Origin of the sequence: Psychrobacter sp. Pi2-1, from assembly GCF_904846645.1 — a bacterium.
Lineage (GTDB): Bacteria > Pseudomonadota > Gammaproteobacteria > Pseudomonadales > Moraxellaceae > Psychrobacter.
Genome location: NZ_CAJHBO010000010.1, coordinates 84,810 through 104,069 on the forward strand (window position 1 = coordinate 84,810; position 19,260 = coordinate 104,069).

Below are 19,260 nucleotides of genomic sequence, written 5' to 3' on the forward strand. Positions count from 1 at the left end.
ATTATTTTGAATATTAACTAGCAAAAGTAGTCTGATAGTCATCATAGAAGTACGTTTTATAGCGTACTTCTATAAGTTATCTCGCTAGCATGTTCGTTCAGTTCATCGTCAGCAAGCTCTGGCGGCAAAACACCGACTTCAGGTGGCTGCTGCTCCATGATTAATCGTCCAGCATCGACTTCTTTTTGTAGCAGACATTGCAAGCTTGCTAGGTGAAACTGGCCATCTAGATAATCGTCTAAGGCTTCCAAAGAGATAGGTGATTTGGCGTGTACATCAGGATACAGGCTATCCTCTGCCAAAATAATCATCTCGTTGAGTGCCTCTTCGCGCATCAGCTCGTCATTATCTATCTTGCGCTGCAGTTTATTTGCCAACTGGCCTTTAGCAGCAAGGGCGCTGACAAAAAATAGGGTCTGTATCACAAACAAAGAGACGTATTGCCATAGCGGTAATGAGATACCAAATATATTATTGAGCAGCATCAAGGCCATTGCCACTACCACGTAGCCGACCAATTGCCACAACAGCCACATAATTAGGCTGTTTTCGCCATACCAAAACATTTTCTTTTCTTGACGCTCGATCAGTTGCTGGCGCGCTTGCCACCAGTTCTGTTCACGCTCTTTGAGCAGCTTATACAGGTTCGAGCGCTGCAAACTGTTATCAAGTTTTTCATTATTGATATCTTTAGCGATGAGATCATCATTATTTAGCACACTAGACATATCAAACTATCCTTAAAACGATCTACCACATTTGTGAGTAATCATTTTTATATTGTTATAGGTTATGAAAGGTTCAAAAGACTTTTTGGCGACTACCTATTTGGTAGTCATACAACGAATAGCTTACGCTTGGTAAATGCCTATTCACGATATAAGAAGAAAAGGACAAAAAATTAGAGAAGTGCTACACTGCTCTAATGTAAATTTTCTTTATAACTTTATTATTAATTGTCTATTATAGTTATCACACTTATGAATCACAACTTAAAGCATCTCCATCCTTATCCATTCGCAAAGATGGCAACATTGCTTGCTGATAGCAAGCCTGCCAACGGTTACAGTGAAATAAAGCTCGGTATTGGTGAGCCAAAACATGAGCCCCCTGCATTTGTGCTGGACGTCCTACACGAAAACTTGGACAAAATAAGTCGTTATCCAACCACAAACGGTATGTTTGAGCTACGTCAAACTATCGCCCACTGGTTAGAGAAACGGTTTTTTCTAAATCATGTCGATGCCAATATTCAAGTATTACCAGTGATGGGTACGCGTGAAGCGATTTTTAGCTTCGTACAAGCGGTCGTTGATCATGATGTAGCTGACAAAGATAGTAATTCTCTAGCGTCTGATACATCGCCTACGGTTGTCATGCCTAACCCGTTTTATCAGATATATGAAGGCGCAGCGATACTGGCACAGGCAACACCTTACTTTGTCCCTTGTACATCAGATAATGACTACAAAGGTGACTATCGCGCGGTACCAAAAGACGTCTGGATGCGTACGCAGCTATTGTTTGTTTGTAGTCCAAACAATCCAACAGGCTCAGTCATGACAATGGATGATTGGGAATACCTTATTCGTCTGTCAGATCAGTACGGTTTTATTATTGCCAGTGACGAGTGTTATAGCGAACTGTATTTTGATACGGCACCGATTGGATTGCTCCAAGCTTGTGCTGCCCTCGGTCGCCGTGATTTCAAAAACTGTATCGTATTTCACTCTCTATCCAAACGTTCAAACTTACCGGGTTTACGCTCTGGGTTTGTGGCTGGTGATGCCAAAATTTTGCAGGCTTATTTGCAATATCGTACTTACCAAGGTTGTGCAATGCCGATACCACACCAGCTCGCCTCTATCGCTGCGTGGCAAGACGAAAAACACGTCGCTCATAATCGAGCGCTATATCAAGAGAAGTTTGCCCTATGGATGTCTGAGCTTGGGGGATTGCTAGAGTTACGCATGCCTGATGCTGGATTTTACTTCTGGGTCAAAGTACCTGAGCAGTTCGGCGGTGATGATGAAATATTTGTCAAAGCGTTGTATGAGCAAGCCAATATTCATGCATTGGCAGGACGCTATTTGTCACGTGAAGTTGATGGTCATAATCCTGGACAAGGTTATGTGCGTATCGCTCTGGTCGCGAGTGTCGATGAGAGCCGAGAAGCAATCAGTCGTATCCGCAAACTATTAGGTGCTTAAAGCTAATTAGAAAAATCTAATGTAGCTGGAATAAATGTCGCTATATTAAAAAGCCTCCAATAACCACAATATAAATAGGGTTATTGGAGGCTTTTGGTTTTATTAATGCTATAGTAAAGTCTCTACCGAAAATATGCCATCAAGGATGATGCCATGCCCCATCTTGATTTTAGCCAACCGCCCTTTGATGTACTGAGCTTAGCTGAGCGTCAAAGCATTAGAAAAAATACCCAGATACGCTACCTTGCCAAAAACGAGAGCTTGCCTGCAGAAGAACTGCAATGTCTATATGTGGTCATCAAAGGGCAAATCGAGCAATCACTAGATGGTGATTTTGTCGCGTCCTATGTAGGTAGCAATCACGCTGACGGTCTGAACAATAATGATTGGTTTGATAGTCGCCGCCTGCCTGAATCACTTCCCAAGGACAATCAGCCAGAGTATGAAAGTACGTCCATACAACCCTATCAATTCCGAGCCAGTGAAGAGACGTTACTGCTCCAAGTCGCTGGTGATGCTATCGATAAAATCAGTGCACAAAATCATCTGGTACGGCAAATGCTATCAGACAAACTGCCCGAACGATTAAAAGCATTGCGCCAACGACGTCATAATAAAACGCTAGTTCCTGCCAGCTATACCAACCAACAAGAAGTACAGCAAATCATGCTGCAGCCAGTGATAGATGTTCACCTGTTACCAGTGCATATCGTCGATGCCAATGATAGCTTGCACGAAGCGGCCCGCATCATGACCAAAGCTAGATTGAAACATGTACTGGTCAGACCGCTACGTAAATTAGGTGACTTACAACTAGATGATTTAGATGACTCACAAACAGCGCAACATGAGACAAGATTACTCTTAGGGATTTTGACCGACACTGATATTTGTCGCGCGGTGAGTGACAGACAAGATCCAGCTACTACTCCTTGCCAGCGCTATGCCAATTTTAATCTACGCACGATCAAAGCCAGTGATGAGATTGGCGATGCGCTACTGACCATGACTCGCTATCGTATTCATAGACTGCCAGTCATTGATAAGAGTGGCGATGTCGTCGGAGTACTTGGGCAAAGCGATATGCTCGCTCATATTGGCCATCATTCACAACTGATTAGTATTCAAATCGAACAGGCACAAGACTTAGCGAGCCTAGATACCGCTGTTGAGCTGATCGGTCGCTATATTCGTGCACAGCATCACAATGGTGTCAAAATCGGCAATATCAGTCGTATGGTACAGACGCTAAATGCGCAGGTGTTTACCAAACTATGGCAGCTAATCGTACCTGATGAGGTGATGGCCAATACCTGCCTTATCGTTATGGGTTCAGAAGGGCGCGGTGAGCAAATCATGCGTACCGATCAGGACAACGCGCTCATCATTCGTGATGGCTATACGCATCCTGACCTAGCACAGTTTGCTGATACTTTTAATAGCCATTTAGCAACGCTGGGCTACCCACTGTGTGATGGCAATATTATGATGACCAATCCTATGTGGCGACAATCACTTAAGCAATTCACTGCACAAATTAACCTATGGTTTAGAAATTCAGATCCGATGCATGGTATTTACTTGTCTGCGATACTAGATGCTGAATACGTCTGCGGCGATGAGTCACTGCTCACACAAGTACGTCAGCACTTAGAACTTGCTCATCAACAAGCAGACCCTATGTTTGTCAGGCAGTTTGCCCGGGCAGCGCTACAGTTTGGTGACGTTAATCAATGGTGGCAAAAGTTTGTACCTTTACTAGGTGGTAAATCAGCATCATCCGACATTGACCTAAAAAAAGCCGGTATCTTTCCCTTAGTGCATGGTATCCGTACCTTAGCATTAGAAAACAATGGGCTCGACGTGCCTAGTACCAAGGCGCGTTTAAAGGGCTTGGTAAAGGTTGATGCTATGACCCAAGAGCGCGCCGATACTCTACTAGAAGCATTAGAGTTTTTTATGGCACAGCGCTTATCTGTGGCGCTCTCAACTGACGATAAGCATGCACGGCAAGTAGATCCTACAACTTTGACCGCACTTGAACGTGACCTGCTAAAAGAGTGTCTGGCCGTGGTCAAAAGCTTTAAGAATCAATTGCGTCAACACTATCAACTAGAAATCGCATAAATGTGGCAGTCTTAATACAGAGGCTTCATGAATAGAGAAATTTTATAAATACAAAAATAGCATATATGGATGAGCAACCGATATGAGCTGGTTACAGCAGTTATCTTGCGCTTGGCAAAAGACGCAATTACAGCGTCCAGAGCTGGCCTCAATGTTTACGACACCTTCGGCTGAGCAGTGGGTGGCGATTGATTGCGAGATGACAGGACTGAACCCCAAAAAGCATCACCTGCTGTCTGTAGCAGCGATACATATTAATGGTAATACTATCGACACGAGTAATGGCATGCATTTGGTTTGCAGACCTCCTGTAATGCCAGACCGCGACACTATTGTCATTCATGGCTTGCGTACCGCCGATGTTGAGCATGGCATGAGTTACGATGACATGTTGGCACTGCTGCTACCATTCATAGGCAATCGACCAATTGTTGGATTCTGTACACAGCTAGACATAGCTTTTTTAAATCCATTGGTCAAACGCTATATGGGAACCTCGCTACCAAACGAAGTCATAGATTTGCGGCACTTGTACAGTCGGCGTATCAGTGGTCACACACAAGGGCTTTCTGGACAAGCTCAACATCTGAATCGTATCCTAGCCCATTACAACATTCCTGAACTGGGCGCGCATGATGCTTATAACGATGCGGTCATGACGGCGATGGCTTTTCTACATGTGCGTTAGCAGTAAAGCATGCTCTCAGTTCAATCGATAGTTAGCGTTAGTTATCTAAATAAGGGCGTCGTTATCGCTAGGGCGTGTCCTCATTTTGAAAATGGTGATAAAAATGAGATAAATGGCAGCTAAATAAGGAAGGTAGTACAGATAATATCGGGATATTAGCCAGCTACTTGACGCAGTTTAGCAAAGATTTAGCCATTTTTAGCCTATTTACAGTTTACTATTCATATTGATGACACGCCTTAAAATTGTGCTCCTGACATCGTGTGCGAAAACAGCAACTCATGTTACCATAGGCTGTTTTTGCCACCTGATGAAAGATGCTCATGCGATACCCTTCTAAACGCCGTCATTACCCTACTGCTGCAACCAAAATCACCACGCTTTGTCGTCATTTGCGACCGCTAGACTGGCCTAATAAACGTCTATCTAGGTTAGCGTTATTGGCAGCGGTTGTAGTCGCGCCGATACATGCACAAGCCGTGTTGCCAGCAGCCATTCAAAAAGCCTTGGCGCGTGCCGACTTGACAGAAGCAGATATTAGCATCGTGATTACCCCTGTGGGTGACAAAACTGCCAGTCGTCTGCCGACTCCTATTCAAGTCATTGATAGTAATGAATCTGACAGCCAATCTGCATCTACTATAGTATCTGAACACCCAGTTATAAACGCCTCTACGGATACAATTAGCAGCGACCCGAGCCATCAGAGCTCGTTAATGACCATAGAGCAGCGCACCATTGAAAAGCACGAGCAAAAAATACATGCTTATACCGATGACCCTTATACTTATCAGAGCGTAGAGAGCATTCCAACGGTTATCCCTGATGAATCTCAGCATACGCTTACTCAGAATGCCAAAGCCCAAAGCAACGCTAGCACCGATAAAAACGCTATAAAAATCTCATTTTCGCCTTTGCTAAATCATCAGTCCGATATCCCTCGCACGCCTGCCAGCACCATGAAGCTCGTGCCCAGTTTTATCGCGTTAGACACGTTAGGGGCGGATTTTGTGTGGCATACGCGGGTGTATCATACTGGCCTTGTCATCGGTGACCGTCTATATGGTGACTTGATTATTCAAGGAAGTGGCGACCCAAAAATGACTCACGATCGCTTAAAACAGTTACTGTATAAAGTGCAAGCATCAGGTATTCGTCATATCGATGGTGACATCATCATTGACAGCGCAGTTTTTAATAATGTTAGTAAAGATCCTGCCGCCTTTGATAACTCACCTCTACGCCCTTATAACGCCAGCCCAGATGGGTTTTTGGTCAACTTTAGCACCATTGGCATCAAAACTTACCCTCAAGATAACGGCCAAGCAAGCGTGACCTATAAGCCGCGGTTAGCCAACTATCAGCTGCCTGCTACAATCAATACCCGTGCAGCCAGTTGTGGGCAAGCAAGCTATAGCCTAGCGCCGCAGTGGCAAAACACGCAGCTTGTGTTAAACGCCAGTCTGCCAGAGAGCTGCGGTGAGCATGTCTTTTACGTGGCATATCCCAATGCCAAAGAGTTTGCCGCACACGTCATCGCTACCAAATGGCAAGCGTTGGGGAATACTTTGGGTGGGCAGGTCGTCTCGCAAGAAACCCCTTACGATATGACCAAGACGACAAAACGAGCGCACGGGCTTACGGCTATCGCGATGTCTCCTCTACCTATGGTCAGCTATCCGTCGTTGAATTTAACCGAGCAGATTCATGACATTAACCATTTCTCAAACAATGTCATGGCTGAGCAAGTGGCGCTATCTATAGGCGCTTATGATAAAGAAAGGCTGACTCATTCAACACCTTCTAGCACAACTGCCACTAATCCAAGCAGTCATGAAGCCAGCACTAATAATGAGGTGGATAATAAAGTAGCGGCTGTTAAATCTAGTGGCAAAAAAGCTGATAGCTTATATCAGTTTGGTAAACCTGCTACAACAGATTACCCTGCAGCCTTACAAACCATCAATCAATGGTGGCAAACCAATCTCAGTACGCCGCCGCCTCATTTGACCAATGGCTCAGGACTTTGCCGTGAGTGTACAATCACCGCCGCCAACCTAAGCGAGCTACTGACTTATGCTTATAGTCGACCAAATTTTGATACCTATGTCGACTCGTTAGGGGTCGCTGGGGTTAGTGGCACTATTGCTGCTCATAGCGATCGCTTGCCTGAATCTGCAGCCACTGGCCGCGCATGGATAAAAACTGGCACGTTAAATAACGTCACTTCAATGGCAGGTTATGTCAAAGGACTGTCAGGACAGGATTACGTTGTCGTCGGCATAATCAATACTGAGCAAGCATTAAATCCTTATGCAGCAAGGCCTGTATTAGATGCCATGCTCGACTGGACGGCGCAGCGTTAATTTTAACGCTTTAAGACGTTGTATCATCCATACTCTACTTTTTACCTTACTCTATTTTTTACCTTTATAAAGGTTAGCTTATGTCACGCCAGACAACCAGTCTTAACAAACCTCAGACGCTTGTACAAGTGCAGCCCAAACTGGCTCGATATGTCGGTTTTTTTGCGATTGGATACACGCTTGCCAGTACCATATTTATGATGATACAGACCAAACTTGCGCTCAATCCACAACTGGTCATGGTGGTTTCTATTATCGTGGGTGCTTATATCGCTGTCAGTAAATTTATCAAACATCAGAAGCGAGCATTAGCACGAGATGAGATTAATAAGTTGATGTTTGGTGGGGTTATGATTGTCTGGATGCTGACGGTCATTTATTTTTCAGCCATCTGGTTTTGGCTGTTTGATACGATAAGCCGTGAGGTCCTGTTCGAGATGGCGATGCAGCGTCCACTGCCCTTGCTTTCATCACTAATGCTAATGCTGGTTCTCACTCTAGTCAGTGCGCGAATCAGTCTATGGTCTATCAATAGACTATTAGACCCTATACGCAAATCAACGTAAGTACAAACCATCATCCACAAGGTGCTACAAAGTTTTCCCCTGCTAATGCGTAAAATCCGTTAGGCTAAGTTTAGGGCGTGCCATTATTTTAGGAATAGTACTAAAAATGAGACAAAGTAAGACGCGCCCTAGTAAGTAAAGTTTTAGTGATGACTTGTTTTACCTTTATAATAGGAGCGAACATTATGGACATGATCTTTTTTGACAACGTAGACAAGCTTGGTCGTATTGTTTTAACGACTGTTATGGTTTACGTGTTGATCGTGACAGTTACCAAAATCTCTGGCAAACGCTCGACGTCGCAGCTTAACAACTTCGATTGGATCGTGACGGTCATGATCGGCTCGTTAGGTGCCAGTACGATTTTGCTCAAAGACATCCCCTTTGTTGAAGGGGTGTCGTCTATTTTAGTATTGTACCTATTGCAATTTGTAGTGACCAAATATGCGTCTGTTTCACCGCAATTTAGTAACTTTATTTTATCAGAGCCGCGTATCGTTTTTTATCAAGGGCAGTTTTTGCCAGATGCCATGCGTGATGAGCGCTTGACGCGTCAAGAAATCGAATGTGCCATGCGTACTGAAGGGATTAATAGTTTTGATGATGTCGAGGCCATTGTCTTTGAGTCTGATGCCAAGCTGACTGTCATTCCAAAGCCAAGCCAAAGTGATAAGAGCGATGATGATCAAAACACGAATAGCAACGTATCAGAGACGATTAACCCTCTGATGTAAATTGCAGACAATAAACAACGAACGATACAACTATTAAGAACACGGCCTAGTAAGCTTGAATTTAATTATCGAGATGGTAAGCATTATGAAAGTAAGGATTTTGACCGTTGGCAATAAAATGCCTAGCTGGGTACAGACAGGTTTTGACGAGTATTACAAACGCATTCAACCGATGCTAAGCACAGAAATTGTCGAGATTGCGGCAGCCAAGCGGGCAAAAAATCCTTCAGATGCTAATTTGGCACAGTACCGTGAGCAAGAAGGTCAGGCTATATTAGCCGCTCATAATGCATCAAGCCGCGAGCAATTATGGGTGCTAGATGTCAAAGGTAAGATGATTTCGACCGAAGGACTGGCTGATAAGCTCGCAGATGGCATGCAACAAGGCGATGATATTGCCTTGGTCATTGGCGGTGCAGATGGCGTCTCACCAGAAGTATTAGCAAAGGCCGATGCAAAGTTATCACTATCGGCACTGACATTGCCACATCCGCTAGTACGCGTCGTACTTATGGAGCAATTGTATCGCGCGATGAGTATCAATAATAACCACCCTTATCACCGTGGTAATTAAATAAAATACTGAGCTGTTTTTTTTGATTTGGAACATCAACCCTAAAATAGATTGAAAAACTGGCGCACGCCCTAATAAATGCAACATGAAATATCCAAAACGTGCGACACCCAACGCCTCTAAGCCCTCTCATCAACGTGATGACCATTATAGTGTGCAGACGCCTATCACAGCGGCTGCCGCATGGGAAAATACGTCTGATGTAGCGACGAATACATCTAAGCTACCAGCGCTCTTTATTTCGCATGGCGCGCCTACGCTTGCAATTGAGCAGTCTGCGACGACCAGTGCATTGGCACGTATCGGTCAAAACCTACCTAAGCCACGTGCCATTGTCATTATGTCAGCGCATTGGCAGTCAGCAAAGCTAGAGATTAGTAGTAATCCACAGCCAAAGACATGGCATGACTTTTCAGGATTTTCGCCTGAACTTTACGACATTCAGTATCCTGCTATAGGCCAGCCAGCACTGGCTGAGACACTTGCTCAGCAACTGACCGCACGTGGTATTACTTGTAGGGTCAATCCAGTACGTGCCTGTGATCATGGTGTGTGGGCTCCCCTTAGACATCTGTATCCAGAAGCCGATGTACCTATCGTACAGATATCATTGCCGCAGCATTATGACAGTATTGCCTGCTATCAGTTAGGTGCACAGTTAGCACATCTACGTGATGAGCAAATTCTCGTCATTGGCTCAGGTAACATTACGCATAACTTACAAGCATTGCGCTGGGAAGCCGATAGCATCGATCAAGCAGCCAAAACGTTTAAGCAGTGGTTGCTACAGCAGCTCAAAATAGACATTCCCACGGCGCTTGATTGGCAGCAGTACCCAGACTACAAGGACATTCATCCAAGTGATGAGCACTTGCTACCGCTGTTTTTTGCATTAGGTACTGGTCAGCGCGTCTCTGTCGTTCATCAAAGTATGGCCCATCATAGTTTGGGTATGGATATCTATCGCTTTGATTGAGTGCGACCAATACGAACACTATAGCTTAACCCTACTTCTCAAAAGCGTGTTTGGTAAATAAACCTGCGCGCTCCATCTCGCCCGCCACACTGAATAATGTTGCTTCATCATTCATGCGCCCGATTAACTGCATACCAATTGGTAGGCCTTTTTTGCTCATACCGACTGGTACTGACATCGCGGGTAACCCTGTAACATTACCCAATAACGTAAAGCCCATCTTACCTAATACAGGGGCACTGAGCTTTTCTATCATGCCTGAGCTAAAGGCGTATCTACCCATATTAAAGCCTTTGTTAAGCACCTCAGCGCTACGCATCATCATCTCATCCATACGACTGGGCGGCAGTACACCATGCTTTACCGCAGGCGTGGGCACAGTCGGGCACAGTATCATGTCATAGTCTTCTAGTAATAAACCCGTCTGATACTGGCTATGATGCCAGCCATGTTTGGCATGTGCTAGATCAACCGCTGACAATGAGCGCCCAAGCAGTGCCATATTATAGGTTTGTGGCTCTAAGTTTTTAATATGATCAGCACCAAACTCACGCTCGATGTTATCAATTGTAAATGCCGTATGCGCACAGACCACAACGATAAAGTCATGCCAAAACTGCTCGATATTGATGTTTGGCTCGGCTGGTACTACTTCATGACCCATAGACTCTAGTTGCTTAGCCGTTTGCTCAAGTACCTCCAGCACCTCTTTGTCCACTGTCGTATTGGCTATCAAAGGCTGCTGATGCAAAGCGATTTTTAGCTTTCGCGGTGCACGCATTGCCGCTTGCAAAAAAGTGCCGTCTGGCGGAGCAATAACATAAGGGGCGCCAATCTCTGCTCCACTAGTGGCATCTAGCATCGCCGCACTATCGCGTACCGAACGCGTAATCACATGGTCAGCCACGGCCCCCTCCCAGCCTTCACCAAGATTAGGACCTATTGGATTACGTCCACGGCTTGGCTTTAACCCAAACGTACCGCACCAAGCAGATGGAAAACGTATCGAGCCGCCGCCATCACCGCCGCCTGCCATCGGGACAATACCGCTCGCAACTGCTGCTGCACTACCACCTGACGAGCCGCCAGAGCTATAGCCTTTTTTGAAAGGATTATGAGTAGCGCCATGCGCTTTTGGCTCAGTGGTGATAATCAGACCAAACTCAGGCGTGTTAGTCTTGCCAAAGGTATTAACACCTGTCGCCTTCATCCGTTTGACGATTTCACTGTCTTTTTCTGAAATGATATTGACACTGCGACTGCCCATCGTAATCGGCTCGTCGGCAAAGCTAAATGACAAATCTTTTAGTAAATACGGCACCCCAGTAAATACACCTGAAGGCAAACCTGCCTGCGCGGCATTGTAAGCGCGCTCATCAAAACGATGCACGATGGCATTTAGCTTAGGGTTGATTTGATTGGCTTGATGGACAGCAGCGTCTAGTAATTCCTTTGCGCTGACCTCACCTGAATTGACTAATGCTGCTAAGCCGAGCCCATCATACTGAGTATATTCTTTAAACATAACTAACCTTCCTTGGAGAGTAATTTTATTAGGATTATCTAACACTCATACTTTCTAAAACTGATGACTATTTTTTCATAAACTCCTGTCAGTTTAGTATAAAAAACCGTGCCTGATATTTGATAAACGGACTCGTTAGTCATCTGGATGGTTTCAGTAATTAATGAGCCAGTATACGAATCTACTCTTCGCGCCCTAGAACGTATTTAATAATGAAAGCTTACTTCTAAACCTACAATTTATGAAAGTATTATCAAGTTTTTTCCATAAAAAAACGAGCCATTCTCATGACTCGCTTTTTCGTTATCAACTTAAGGATTAATCCTACATCAATAGTTCACGCTTGCCACTTTTGCCCATCGAGCTGACTAATCCAGCTTCTTCCATAGAGTCGACAATACGCGCAGCACGGTTATAGCCGATGCTAAATTTACGCTGAATGCTTGAAGCAGAAACTTTACGTGTTTCCATGATAAAGGCCACGGCATCATTATATAAATCATCATCTTCACCAGAGGCATTGGCTGTACTACCACCGCCTGGGCTAGATAATTCAAAGTTGCCTGCCATATTATCAATATAATCAGGGGCGCCGCGCTCACGCCACGCATCACAGACACGGTTAACTTCTTCGTCACTGACGTAAGCACCATGCACACGATCTGGCTCGATTTGCCCTGGCCCTAAGAACAACATATCGCCGTTACCTAGCATATCTTCTGCACCGCCACTATCCAAAATCGTACGTGAATCGACTTTTGAGTTGACTCGTAGTGCTGCACGTACAGGGATGTTGGCTTTAATCAGACCTGTAATGACATCTACTGACGGACGCTGAGTCGCTAGCATTAAGTGAATACCGGCAGCACGCGATTTTTGCGCCAAACGTGTAATGAGCTCTTCGGCTTGTTTACCGACCTGCATAATCATATCAGCAAACTCATCCGCGACAATGACAATCATAGGTAGTGTTTTTAGCTTAGGTGCTTGGCTAATACTTACGCTGTCATTTGGGCGCCATAAAGGATCAAGCATGGGATTGCCTGATTTCTCCGCCGCGATGACTTTCTTATTAAACTCATTGAGCTTACGAACCTTTAGCAAACTCATCAGCTGATAGCGACGTTCCATCTCGGCCACACACCATGACAAGCTACTGGCCGCTTCCGTCATATCGGTAACCACTGGCGTTAGTAAATGCGGAATATCATTATAGTTAGCAAGCTCTAACTGCTTTGGATCAATCAAAATAAGACGCAGCTCATTGGGTGTATATTTGAGTAGCATCGATAATAACATCGAGTTGACCAATACTGATTTACCAGAGCCTGTAGTACCAGCGACCAGCATATGCGGTGCACGTGCAAGGTCGGTAATGATTGGGTTACCACCGATGTCTTTACCCATTGCCATGCTAATCTGCGCTTTCGGGTCTTTGAACGTTTCGGTGTTGAGTAATTCAATCAAACGTACCATTTCACGTTTCTTGTTAGGCACTTCGATACCGATGTACGGTTTGCCCGGAATCACTTCGACCACACGCAAAGATGCCATCGATAGTGAACGCGCTAAATCACGCGAGATACCTGTGACTTTACTAGCCTTCACCCCAGCAGCCAACTCTACTTCAAAACGAGTAACGACAGGCCCTGGGATAGCATTAACCACAGAGGCCTTTACATTAAATTCTTGAAGCTTAATTTCTAATAACTCAGACAACTTTTCAAGCTCAGCCACAGTATAGCTAGGCTTACGGTCAGGATCGGGCTTATCCAGTATAGAGACCTCTGGAATGGGCGTAAGGCTGCTGCGATAGGCCGCCGTTTGCATCGAGCGTGATTTTTGACTGAATGCTGCATCATCGCTAATGTGCGGCATGACTGGGGCACTCGCATCTTCAGCACTGTCATCTTCTGGCATCATATCCGTGATATGGTTGCTGCTATCACCCTCAGGTACAGCAAAACTAACAGATGGTTTTGCTGCGGTTGTTGGCTGTGTGTCTGCAACTGGGCTTACCGATTCTACTGTTGGAGCTGCCTTCGGGTTTGCAGGTGGTGTATTGGTTGGTGTCATATCTGAGATGTCTGAAATATCTGACACGGTTGGTACGACGTCCATTGCTGCTGCAATCGGCTCTTCAGATACAGATAGTGATGCCTCATCATACGGCTGTTCTGCTGGCTCAGCAGCTGGCTTAGGAGACGACTTATCTGTAGAGCTAGCGGTTACCTGTGGTATGGGCTCTATTATTTGTTCCTGCAATGCTTGTTTAGCGACAGGTTGTTCAATTGCAGGCTTTTCGATTATGTCCTGAACTTTAGCCTGTTCAACTTCAGGTTGCTCAATGACGGCTTGCTCAACTCGAGCCTGTTCCGTTATAGCAGTATCTTGAATACTCTGAGAGTCTTGCATTGCAACGTTTGTGGCAGGTTCGGATAGGTCACCATGCTCAGCCAACCATGCTTCTGCTAACTGATCGACGCTTTGACTCGTATCACTTGCTTGAGTTGTTTCAGGCGCATTAGCTTGTGGCTGATCAGAGAACTCTTGGTTATATTCAGCAGGTTCGGTCGCAACTGTTTGCGCAACTGGCATCGTCTCAGAGTTTGACGTCCACTCCTCTTGAGGTACCTCTATAGTCGTGTCTGTCTGAGTATAGTTGGGGACAGGCGCAGCAGAGCTTTCTATACTGCTGGCACCATAAACCATATGCTCACTCGCGAGCAAGTCATCAACCGTATTAGCATCGTTCCATGCAAAACTTGGCTCAACTTTTCGAGCAGGTATCGCGGTAGGAGCTGACATTGTTGATGGTGCGATATGGTCCGCTGTGCTATCAGCCATAGCACTGGCAGTCGCTGGCGCTGTGTATAGTGGCGCACTTTTTTCATCGCTTGACGTAGTAGCTTCTTTTGCGGTCGCTATAGAGGCTTTGACGCTGTCTGCTAACCCTGATGTTGCCAGAAAGTCTGACAAGACACTACCGAAACGTCCACTACTGCTGACGTCTTGAGCACCGCTATTATTTTCCGCAGACTGCAACTCAAGTGGCAGTTGCTCATGCTCTACTTTTTTATCTACCGACGCATCTAAGTTTTGGCTATCATCTTGTGATGCAATGCTCGGTTCAGTAGCGTCGATAGCATCCTGACTTTTTACACCTGATCCAAGCCACGACAGCGCCCGAACCTTTTGATATATCGTCATCCAATGGATATTAAAGGCAAACGTAGCGGTAATCACAACGAATACTGCTAAGAAAACCACACTCCCCCACTGCGTTAGCAGCTGTGCCAAACGCGCCTGTAACTCTAGCCCGATAATACCACCAGCGACACCTTCGAGACCGATTGCATCAGGGTTCGTGACTTGCTGAACTAAAGAGACGAATTGTGCAAATAATGCGCTAGCACTTAATAATAAAAACACATAAGCGACCAATCGCATGAGCCAAAACGTTGGCTTGTTTTCCCACCAAATCAAGATAGATTCATAAACCACAAATGCCAAAAACCACCAAGCACCAAACCCAAAAAAGCTATAAAGCAAATCGGACAACCATGCGCCTGCCTCGCCGCCCATGTTATTAATCGTGGTCATATCACTACTGATGTGCGACCAGCTAGGATCGTTGCCTGTATAAGTCATCAAAATGACAAACAGATAAACGGCCAGTATTAACCCAAGGAGGGTAAACATTCCCTTTTTTAAATACTCAATAAGCGGTGCTGATATCACGTAAGATCTGCCTTGTTATTAATACTAAATGGTCGCCAATGCATGACTAAGCCTAATCATGCTGACATAAAGTGTTGACATAAATGTACCGAGCGAAGTGTTTGTTTGGCATGTGCCGATTGTAGAGCCTTGAAACAACCGTTATCGCTTGGCTCCTACTACACTTGGCATAACTTCTTATAATAACAAATACATAGGTGCAGTGGCGACAGTCTTCTCAAGAAAGCGTATAAGAAAGTAAATCAGGAGACACTTTCCGTAAGAAAACAGCTGGTTAGCGAAACACGAGTGGCAAAATATGGCTAACTGTATTGCCTAAATTCTATAAAATAGTCTCTGTTTTTACACTTATGTTCCAAAGTTATTTATTCTTTGATTCTAATGATACCTGTGTTTGTTTTAGCAAACTTGCACTTTGTGCGCTGTGCCCTTATGTTATTATCACACAGCAATTAGAAGAAGCATATTCGTAGTCATTTTTGATATTCCTCTTTTATTATATTTATAACTTACATTTTTAATTCGTATATTTAGCAAGGAACAACTCATGGCAACTGACACTACTGCTCCACGTCACGAAAAGCTCATTATTTTAGGCTCAGGTCCTGCTGGCTACTCTGCCGCAGTTTATGCAGCACGCGCTAACCTTAAACCAGTTATGGTCACTGGTATGGAAGTCGGTGGACAATTAACCACCACTACCGAAGTCGACAACTGGCCAGGCGATGCGCATGATTTGACAGGTCCTGCATTGATGGAACGCATGAAAGCACATGCAGAACGCTTCGGTACTGAACTGGTCTACGATCACATCAATGAAGTAAACCTAAATGAGCGTCCTTTTCAATTGACAGGTAACAACGGTAGCTATACTTGTGACGCGCTCATTATCTCAACTGGTGCCTCTGCACAGTACTTAGGACTAGAATCAGAGACCAAGTTCAGAGGGCTTGGTGTATCAGCCTGCGCCACTTGTGATGGTTTCTTTTATAAAAACCAAAAAGTTGCGGTAATTGGTGGTGGTAATACAGCGGTTGAAGAAGCTTTGTACTTATCTAATATTGCATCTGAAGTGACCTTAGTGCATCGCCGTGACAGCCTACGCTCTGAAAAAATTCTGCAAGACAAGCTATTTGAAAAAGCCAAAAATGGCAATGTTAAAATCGAATGGAACCATCAAGTAAAAGAAGTAGTCGGTGATGACATGGGCGTCAATGGCGTCGTTATCGAATCTATGATTGATGGCAGTACCAAACAACTAGATACAATGGGTATGTTTGTCGCTATTGGTCATAAGCCAAATACTGACTTGTTCAAAGGTCAATTAGACATGAAAGATGGCTATCTGATCGTTAATAGTGGCTTGAATGGTAATGCCACTCAGACCAGTATCGAAGGTGTGTTTGCCGCAGGTGACGTAGCTGATCACGTTTACCGTCAAGCCATCACTTCTGCTGGCACTGGCTGTATGGCTGCGCTGGATGCTGAAAAGTACTTGGATGCACTGGGCGAAACCGTCGCTCGTGATCACACTTACGATTCAACCCTAACTGCAGATAAAGAAGCCTAAATGGGCAACTTTACTCAACAGCACGAAAAACACATTACGCCTGAGACTTTAAAAAGTCTTGGGCGTTATGACTTTCCCGATCCCATTTCTATCGATCCTGATGGCATTGGCATCATCGCTATGGGTGGTGACTTAGCGCCTGAGACACTGATATCAGCCTACGCTCAAGGGCTGTTTCCTTGGTTTAACGAAGATGAGCCTATTGCTTGGTGGTGTCCTGAGCCGCGTTGCGTGATTGTTCCCTCTGACTATCAACCGAGTAAGTCTCTACGTAAGCAAGCAAATCGCGAACGTTGGCAAGTGACGCTTAATCAAGCTTTTGATGATGTCATACATGCCTGTAGCTTACCGCGCAGTGATGGCCTTAATGACAATCAGCCTGAAGGCGAGCATACTTGGATTCATGATGAAATGATCGAAGCTTATACCAAACTGCATGCGCAAGGCTTTGCTCATAGCATTGAAGTTTGGGACGAAGCAGGTCAACTGATTGGCGGATTATACGGGTTAAAAATAAACGGCATCTATTTTGGTGAATCAATGTTTCATCGAGCAACTAATGCGTCAAAGCTAGCGTTTTGGGGTCTGATGCGCTTATGTGAACAAAGTGATGTCGCACTCGTCGACTGTCAGCTACCGAACGATCATTTGCTGAGCTTAGGTGCGACCACCTTACCGCGTGCTGACTTTCTAACTCAGTTAGACAACCTGATTGGCAGCCAGTCTGTGCCATGGCAAAAGCACTCTCATAGACCGTTATCCGTATCGCTACTGGATATCGAATCGCCGTGGCAACTAGAGTTATGATTATCATAGCGAAAAAATAAGAGGTTATTATGGCACTTGATACATCGTTTCTATTGATTGGAGAGCTAGCAGCAAAAGCCAATACGACCAAAGATACGGTTCGCCATTACGAGCAATTAGGCCTGCTAAAATCTCGCAAGCGTCAGGCAGGCTCCCGTCTATATACCGAATTTCATCCAGAATGTATCGAACGCATAGAGCTGATCAAAAGTGCGCAAGCTATTGGCTTTACGCTTACTGAAATCAAAAACAGTCTAAATGATTATTATGATGGTCACTTGGATATTGATTCGCAGCTCATACTCACTCAGCAAAAATTAGAACAGGTTAAAAAACAGCAAGCCAATATCAGCATAATGGTTGAGCTACTAAGCGAACGCTTGGATATTTTAGGTCGAATGAAAGCCGATAGTGATTATCAGCTTGATGTGGAAGTCTGTAAAAAGAAAATTCCTCTGCAATAAAGTTTAAATCTTAGTTAATTCTGCTCTTATATCGTAGTCATTACAGCTACCTTAACTACAATCACTTATTTTTTATTAAGCTTTATTTTCTTTATTAAACATAAGTATGCTGCATGATTAATGCATCCACTGCTTGTTTGTGTGGCATTCTATAATAGCCTTTGCGTCTATGAATGATGCTAAACGCTTGTTGCTCGTATAACGATATCGCCGCTGTATTATCTGCACGTACTTCCAACAAAAGACTCTCTACCTGATTAAGCTGTAACAGCTCATGCAGTTTATTCAATACCTGTGAAGCAATGCCTTGGCGTTGGTACTTTGGATCAGTTCCGATACGTAACACCTCTGCTTGCTCAAAAATCGTTTGATATAAGCAATAGCCAACTATCTCACAGTGAGAAGTACTGTCCTCTTTTGCTTGATCGTAAGCAATCAGTAGACGAATACTGTCCTGCTCAAGCAACTCAGTCAATGTTTTCTGATTCCAAGCATCATCTGGTTGCACCATCGCTTCTATATTAGCGACGGTTTGAATAACGTTTTCAAGTTCTACTGCATTCGTTGGTAGTGCTTCTATCACAAACATGACGTTCCTTTTACATGATTATTATTAGGCTGTTTTTATTATTATATTATGCTTAGATGATATATGTAGAGCTTGCCACACAGTCATTCATGTAGCTCCGTAATTATACAATCAATATTTATCGCAAAAAAAGGCCACCCTAGATAGGATGGCCTTTTTTATGACTAATTCATAAGCTCATTGCTGAGACTTAAGTATTAGTTCAATACGTTAGCAACAACACCAGCGCCTACAGTACGGCCGCCTTCACGAATAGCGAAGCGAAGACCTTTGTCCATAGCGATTGGGTGGATAAGCTCTACGCCCATCTCAACGTTATCACC

General features: G+C 44.5%; 15 protein-coding genes and 1 pseudogene. 11 read left to right on the top strand and 5 right to left on the bottom strand.

Annotation, left to right across the window (positions count from 1 at the left end):
* Positions 1-56: 56 nt before the first annotated feature.
* A complete protein-coding gene (locus JMX91_RS07620) occupies positions 57-728 on the bottom strand; it encodes a hypothetical protein (RefSeq protein ID WP_057758513.1) in 672 nt (223 codons plus the stop codon).
* Positions 729-980: 252 nt separating this feature from the next.
* Between JMX91_RS07620 and dapC the strand changes: the two genes are divergently transcribed.
* The 8 genes from dapC to JMX91_RS07660 all read left to right on the top strand — a co-directional run bounded on the left by dapC (position 981) and on the right by JMX91_RS07660 (position 10,241).
* Positions 981-2,210 carry a succinyldiaminopimelate transaminase gene (gene dapC / locus JMX91_RS07625; RefSeq protein ID WP_201548365.1) on the top strand — a complete coding sequence of 410 codons (1,230 nt, stop codon included), beginning with the start codon at positions 981-983 and terminating at the stop codon, positions 2,208-2,210.
* A gap of 153 nt (positions 2,211-2,363) precedes the next feature.
* Positions 2,364-4,337, top strand: a complete 1,974-nt coding sequence (locus JMX91_RS07630; protein WP_201548366.1) for a DUF294 nucleotidyltransferase-like domain-containing protein — start codon at positions 2,364-2,366, stop codon at positions 4,335-4,337.
* A gap of 82 nt (positions 4,338-4,419) precedes the next feature.
* Positions 4,420-5,025, top strand: a complete 606-nt coding sequence (locus tag JMX91_RS07635; RefSeq protein WP_201548368.1) for a 3'-5' exonuclease — start codon at positions 4,420-4,422, stop codon at positions 5,023-5,025.
* A 323-nt stretch (positions 5,026-5,348) separates the two neighbouring features.
* Positions 5,349-7,391: a D-alanyl-D-alanine carboxypeptidase/D-alanyl-D-alanine-endopeptidase gene (locus JMX91_RS07640; protein ID WP_201548369.1), complete on the top strand. Its 2,043-nt coding sequence runs from the start codon at positions 5,349-5,351 to the stop codon at positions 7,389-7,391.
* 80 nt (positions 7,392-7,471) lie between these two features.
* Entirely contained in the window at positions 7,472-7,957 is a 486-nt protein-coding gene (locus JMX91_RS07645; RefSeq protein WP_160023063.1) for an ABZJ_00895 family protein, read from the top strand.
* 185 nt (positions 7,958-8,142) lie between these two features.
* Positions 8,143-8,691 (top strand): DUF421 domain-containing protein, encoded by a 549-nt coding sequence (locus tag JMX91_RS07650; RefSeq protein WP_201548370.1) that lies wholly within the window; start codon positions 8,143-8,145, stop codon positions 8,689-8,691.
* A gap of 85 nt (positions 8,692-8,776) precedes the next feature.
* Positions 8,777-9,265, top strand: coding sequence for a 23S rRNA (pseudouridine(1915)-N(3))-methyltransferase RlmH (gene rlmH, locus JMX91_RS07655; RefSeq protein WP_160023059.1), 489 nt, complete (start codon positions 8,777-8,779; stop codon positions 9,263-9,265).
* A gap of 85 nt (positions 9,266-9,350) precedes the next feature.
* Positions 9,351-10,241, top strand: coding sequence for a DODA-type extradiol aromatic ring-opening family dioxygenase (locus tag JMX91_RS07660; protein WP_201548371.1), 891 nt, complete (start codon positions 9,351-9,353; stop codon positions 10,239-10,241).
* A 31-nt stretch (positions 10,242-10,272) separates the two neighbouring features.
* Here the strand turns inward: JMX91_RS07660 and JMX91_RS07665 are convergent, their stop codons facing one another.
* Together JMX91_RS07665 and JMX91_RS07670 are read right to left on the bottom strand one after the other, a co-directional pair.
* A complete protein-coding gene (locus JMX91_RS07665; RefSeq protein WP_201548372.1) occupies positions 10,273-11,766 on the bottom strand; it encodes an amidase in 1,494 nt (497 codons plus the stop codon).
* 324 nt (positions 11,767-12,090) lie between these two features.
* A complete protein-coding gene (locus JMX91_RS07670; protein ID WP_201548373.1) occupies positions 12,091-15,507 on the bottom strand; it encodes a DNA translocase FtsK in 3,417 nt (1,138 codons plus the stop codon).
* Between the two features lie 547 nt (positions 15,508-16,054).
* On the opposite strand from JMX91_RS07670, the gene trxB reads away from it, so the two are divergent.
* Genes trxB through JMX91_RS07685 form a run of 3 tightly spaced genes read left to right on the top strand, consistent with a single transcriptional unit; the run spans position 16,055 to position 18,348 of the window.
* Complete coding sequence (trxB, locus tag JMX91_RS07675; protein WP_057758497.1) at positions 16,055-17,077, top strand: thioredoxin-disulfide reductase; 1,023 nt, start codon at positions 16,055-16,057, stop codon at positions 17,075-17,077.
* Positions 17,078-17,884, top strand: a complete 807-nt coding sequence (aat, locus tag JMX91_RS07680; protein ID WP_201548374.1) for a leucyl/phenylalanyl-tRNA--protein transferase — start codon at positions 17,078-17,080, stop codon at positions 17,882-17,884. It abuts the gene before it with no gap.
* A 29-nt stretch (positions 17,885-17,913) separates the two neighbouring features.
* The gene (locus tag JMX91_RS07685) at positions 17,914-18,348 is read left to right on the top strand and encodes a MerR family transcriptional regulator (protein WP_102078510.1); all 435 of its coding nucleotides are present in this window, start codon (positions 17,914-17,916) and stop codon (positions 18,346-18,348) included.
* 94 nt (positions 18,349-18,442) lie between these two features.
* Here the strand turns inward: JMX91_RS07685 and rimI are convergent, their stop codons facing one another.
* Complete coding sequence (gene rimI, locus JMX91_RS07690) at positions 18,443-18,937, bottom strand: ribosomal protein S18-alanine N-acetyltransferase (protein WP_201548375.1); 495 nt, start codon at positions 18,935-18,937, stop codon at positions 18,443-18,445.
* 197 nt (positions 18,938-19,134) lie between these two features.
* Positions 19,135-19,260, bottom strand: a pseudogene (gene tuf, locus JMX91_RS07695) (elongation factor Tu); the annotation flags it as partial.

What these genes read in the sequence shown, in the direction of transcription:
- JMX91_RS07620 (WP_057758513.1), bottom strand. Translation starts at nt 728, where the DNA reads ATGTCTAGTGTGCTAAATAATGATGATCTCATCGCTAAAGATATCAAT.
- dapC (WP_201548365.1), top strand. Translation starts at nt 981, where the DNA reads ATGAATCACAACTTAAAGCATCTCCATCCTTATCCATTCGCAAAGATG.
- JMX91_RS07630 (WP_201548366.1), top strand. Translation starts at nt 2,364, where the DNA reads ATGCCCCATCTTGATTTTAGCCAACCGCCCTTTGATGTACTGAGCTTA.
- JMX91_RS07635 (WP_201548368.1), top strand. Translation starts at nt 4,420, where the DNA reads ATGAGCTGGTTACAGCAGTTATCTTGCGCTTGGCAAAAGACGCAATTA.
- JMX91_RS07640 (WP_201548369.1), top strand. Translation starts at nt 5,349, where the DNA reads ATGCGATACCCTTCTAAACGCCGTCATTACCCTACTGCTGCAACCAAA.
- JMX91_RS07645 (WP_160023063.1), top strand. Translation starts at nt 7,472, where the DNA reads ATGTCACGCCAGACAACCAGTCTTAACAAACCTCAGACGCTTGTACAA.
- JMX91_RS07650 (WP_201548370.1), top strand. Translation starts at nt 8,143, where the DNA reads ATGGACATGATCTTTTTTGACAACGTAGACAAGCTTGGTCGTATTGTT.
- rlmH (WP_160023059.1), top strand. Translation starts at nt 8,777, where the DNA reads ATGAAAGTAAGGATTTTGACCGTTGGCAATAAAATGCCTAGCTGGGTA.
- JMX91_RS07660 (WP_201548371.1), top strand. Translation starts at nt 9,351, where the DNA reads ATGAAATATCCAAAACGTGCGACACCCAACGCCTCTAAGCCCTCTCAT.
- JMX91_RS07665 (WP_201548372.1), bottom strand. Translation starts at nt 11,766, where the DNA reads ATGTTTAAAGAATATACTCAGTATGATGGGCTCGGCTTAGCAGCATTA.
- trxB (WP_057758497.1), top strand. Translation starts at nt 16,055, where the DNA reads ATGGCAACTGACACTACTGCTCCACGTCACGAAAAGCTCATTATTTTA.
- aat (WP_201548374.1), top strand. Translation starts at nt 17,078, where the DNA reads ATGGGCAACTTTACTCAACAGCACGAAAAACACATTACGCCTGAGACT.
- JMX91_RS07685 (WP_102078510.1), top strand. Translation starts at nt 17,914, where the DNA reads ATGGCACTTGATACATCGTTTCTATTGATTGGAGAGCTAGCAGCAAAA.
- rimI (WP_201548375.1), bottom strand. Translation starts at nt 18,937, where the DNA reads ATGTTTGTGATAGAAGCACTACCAACGAATGCAGTAGAACTTGAAAAC.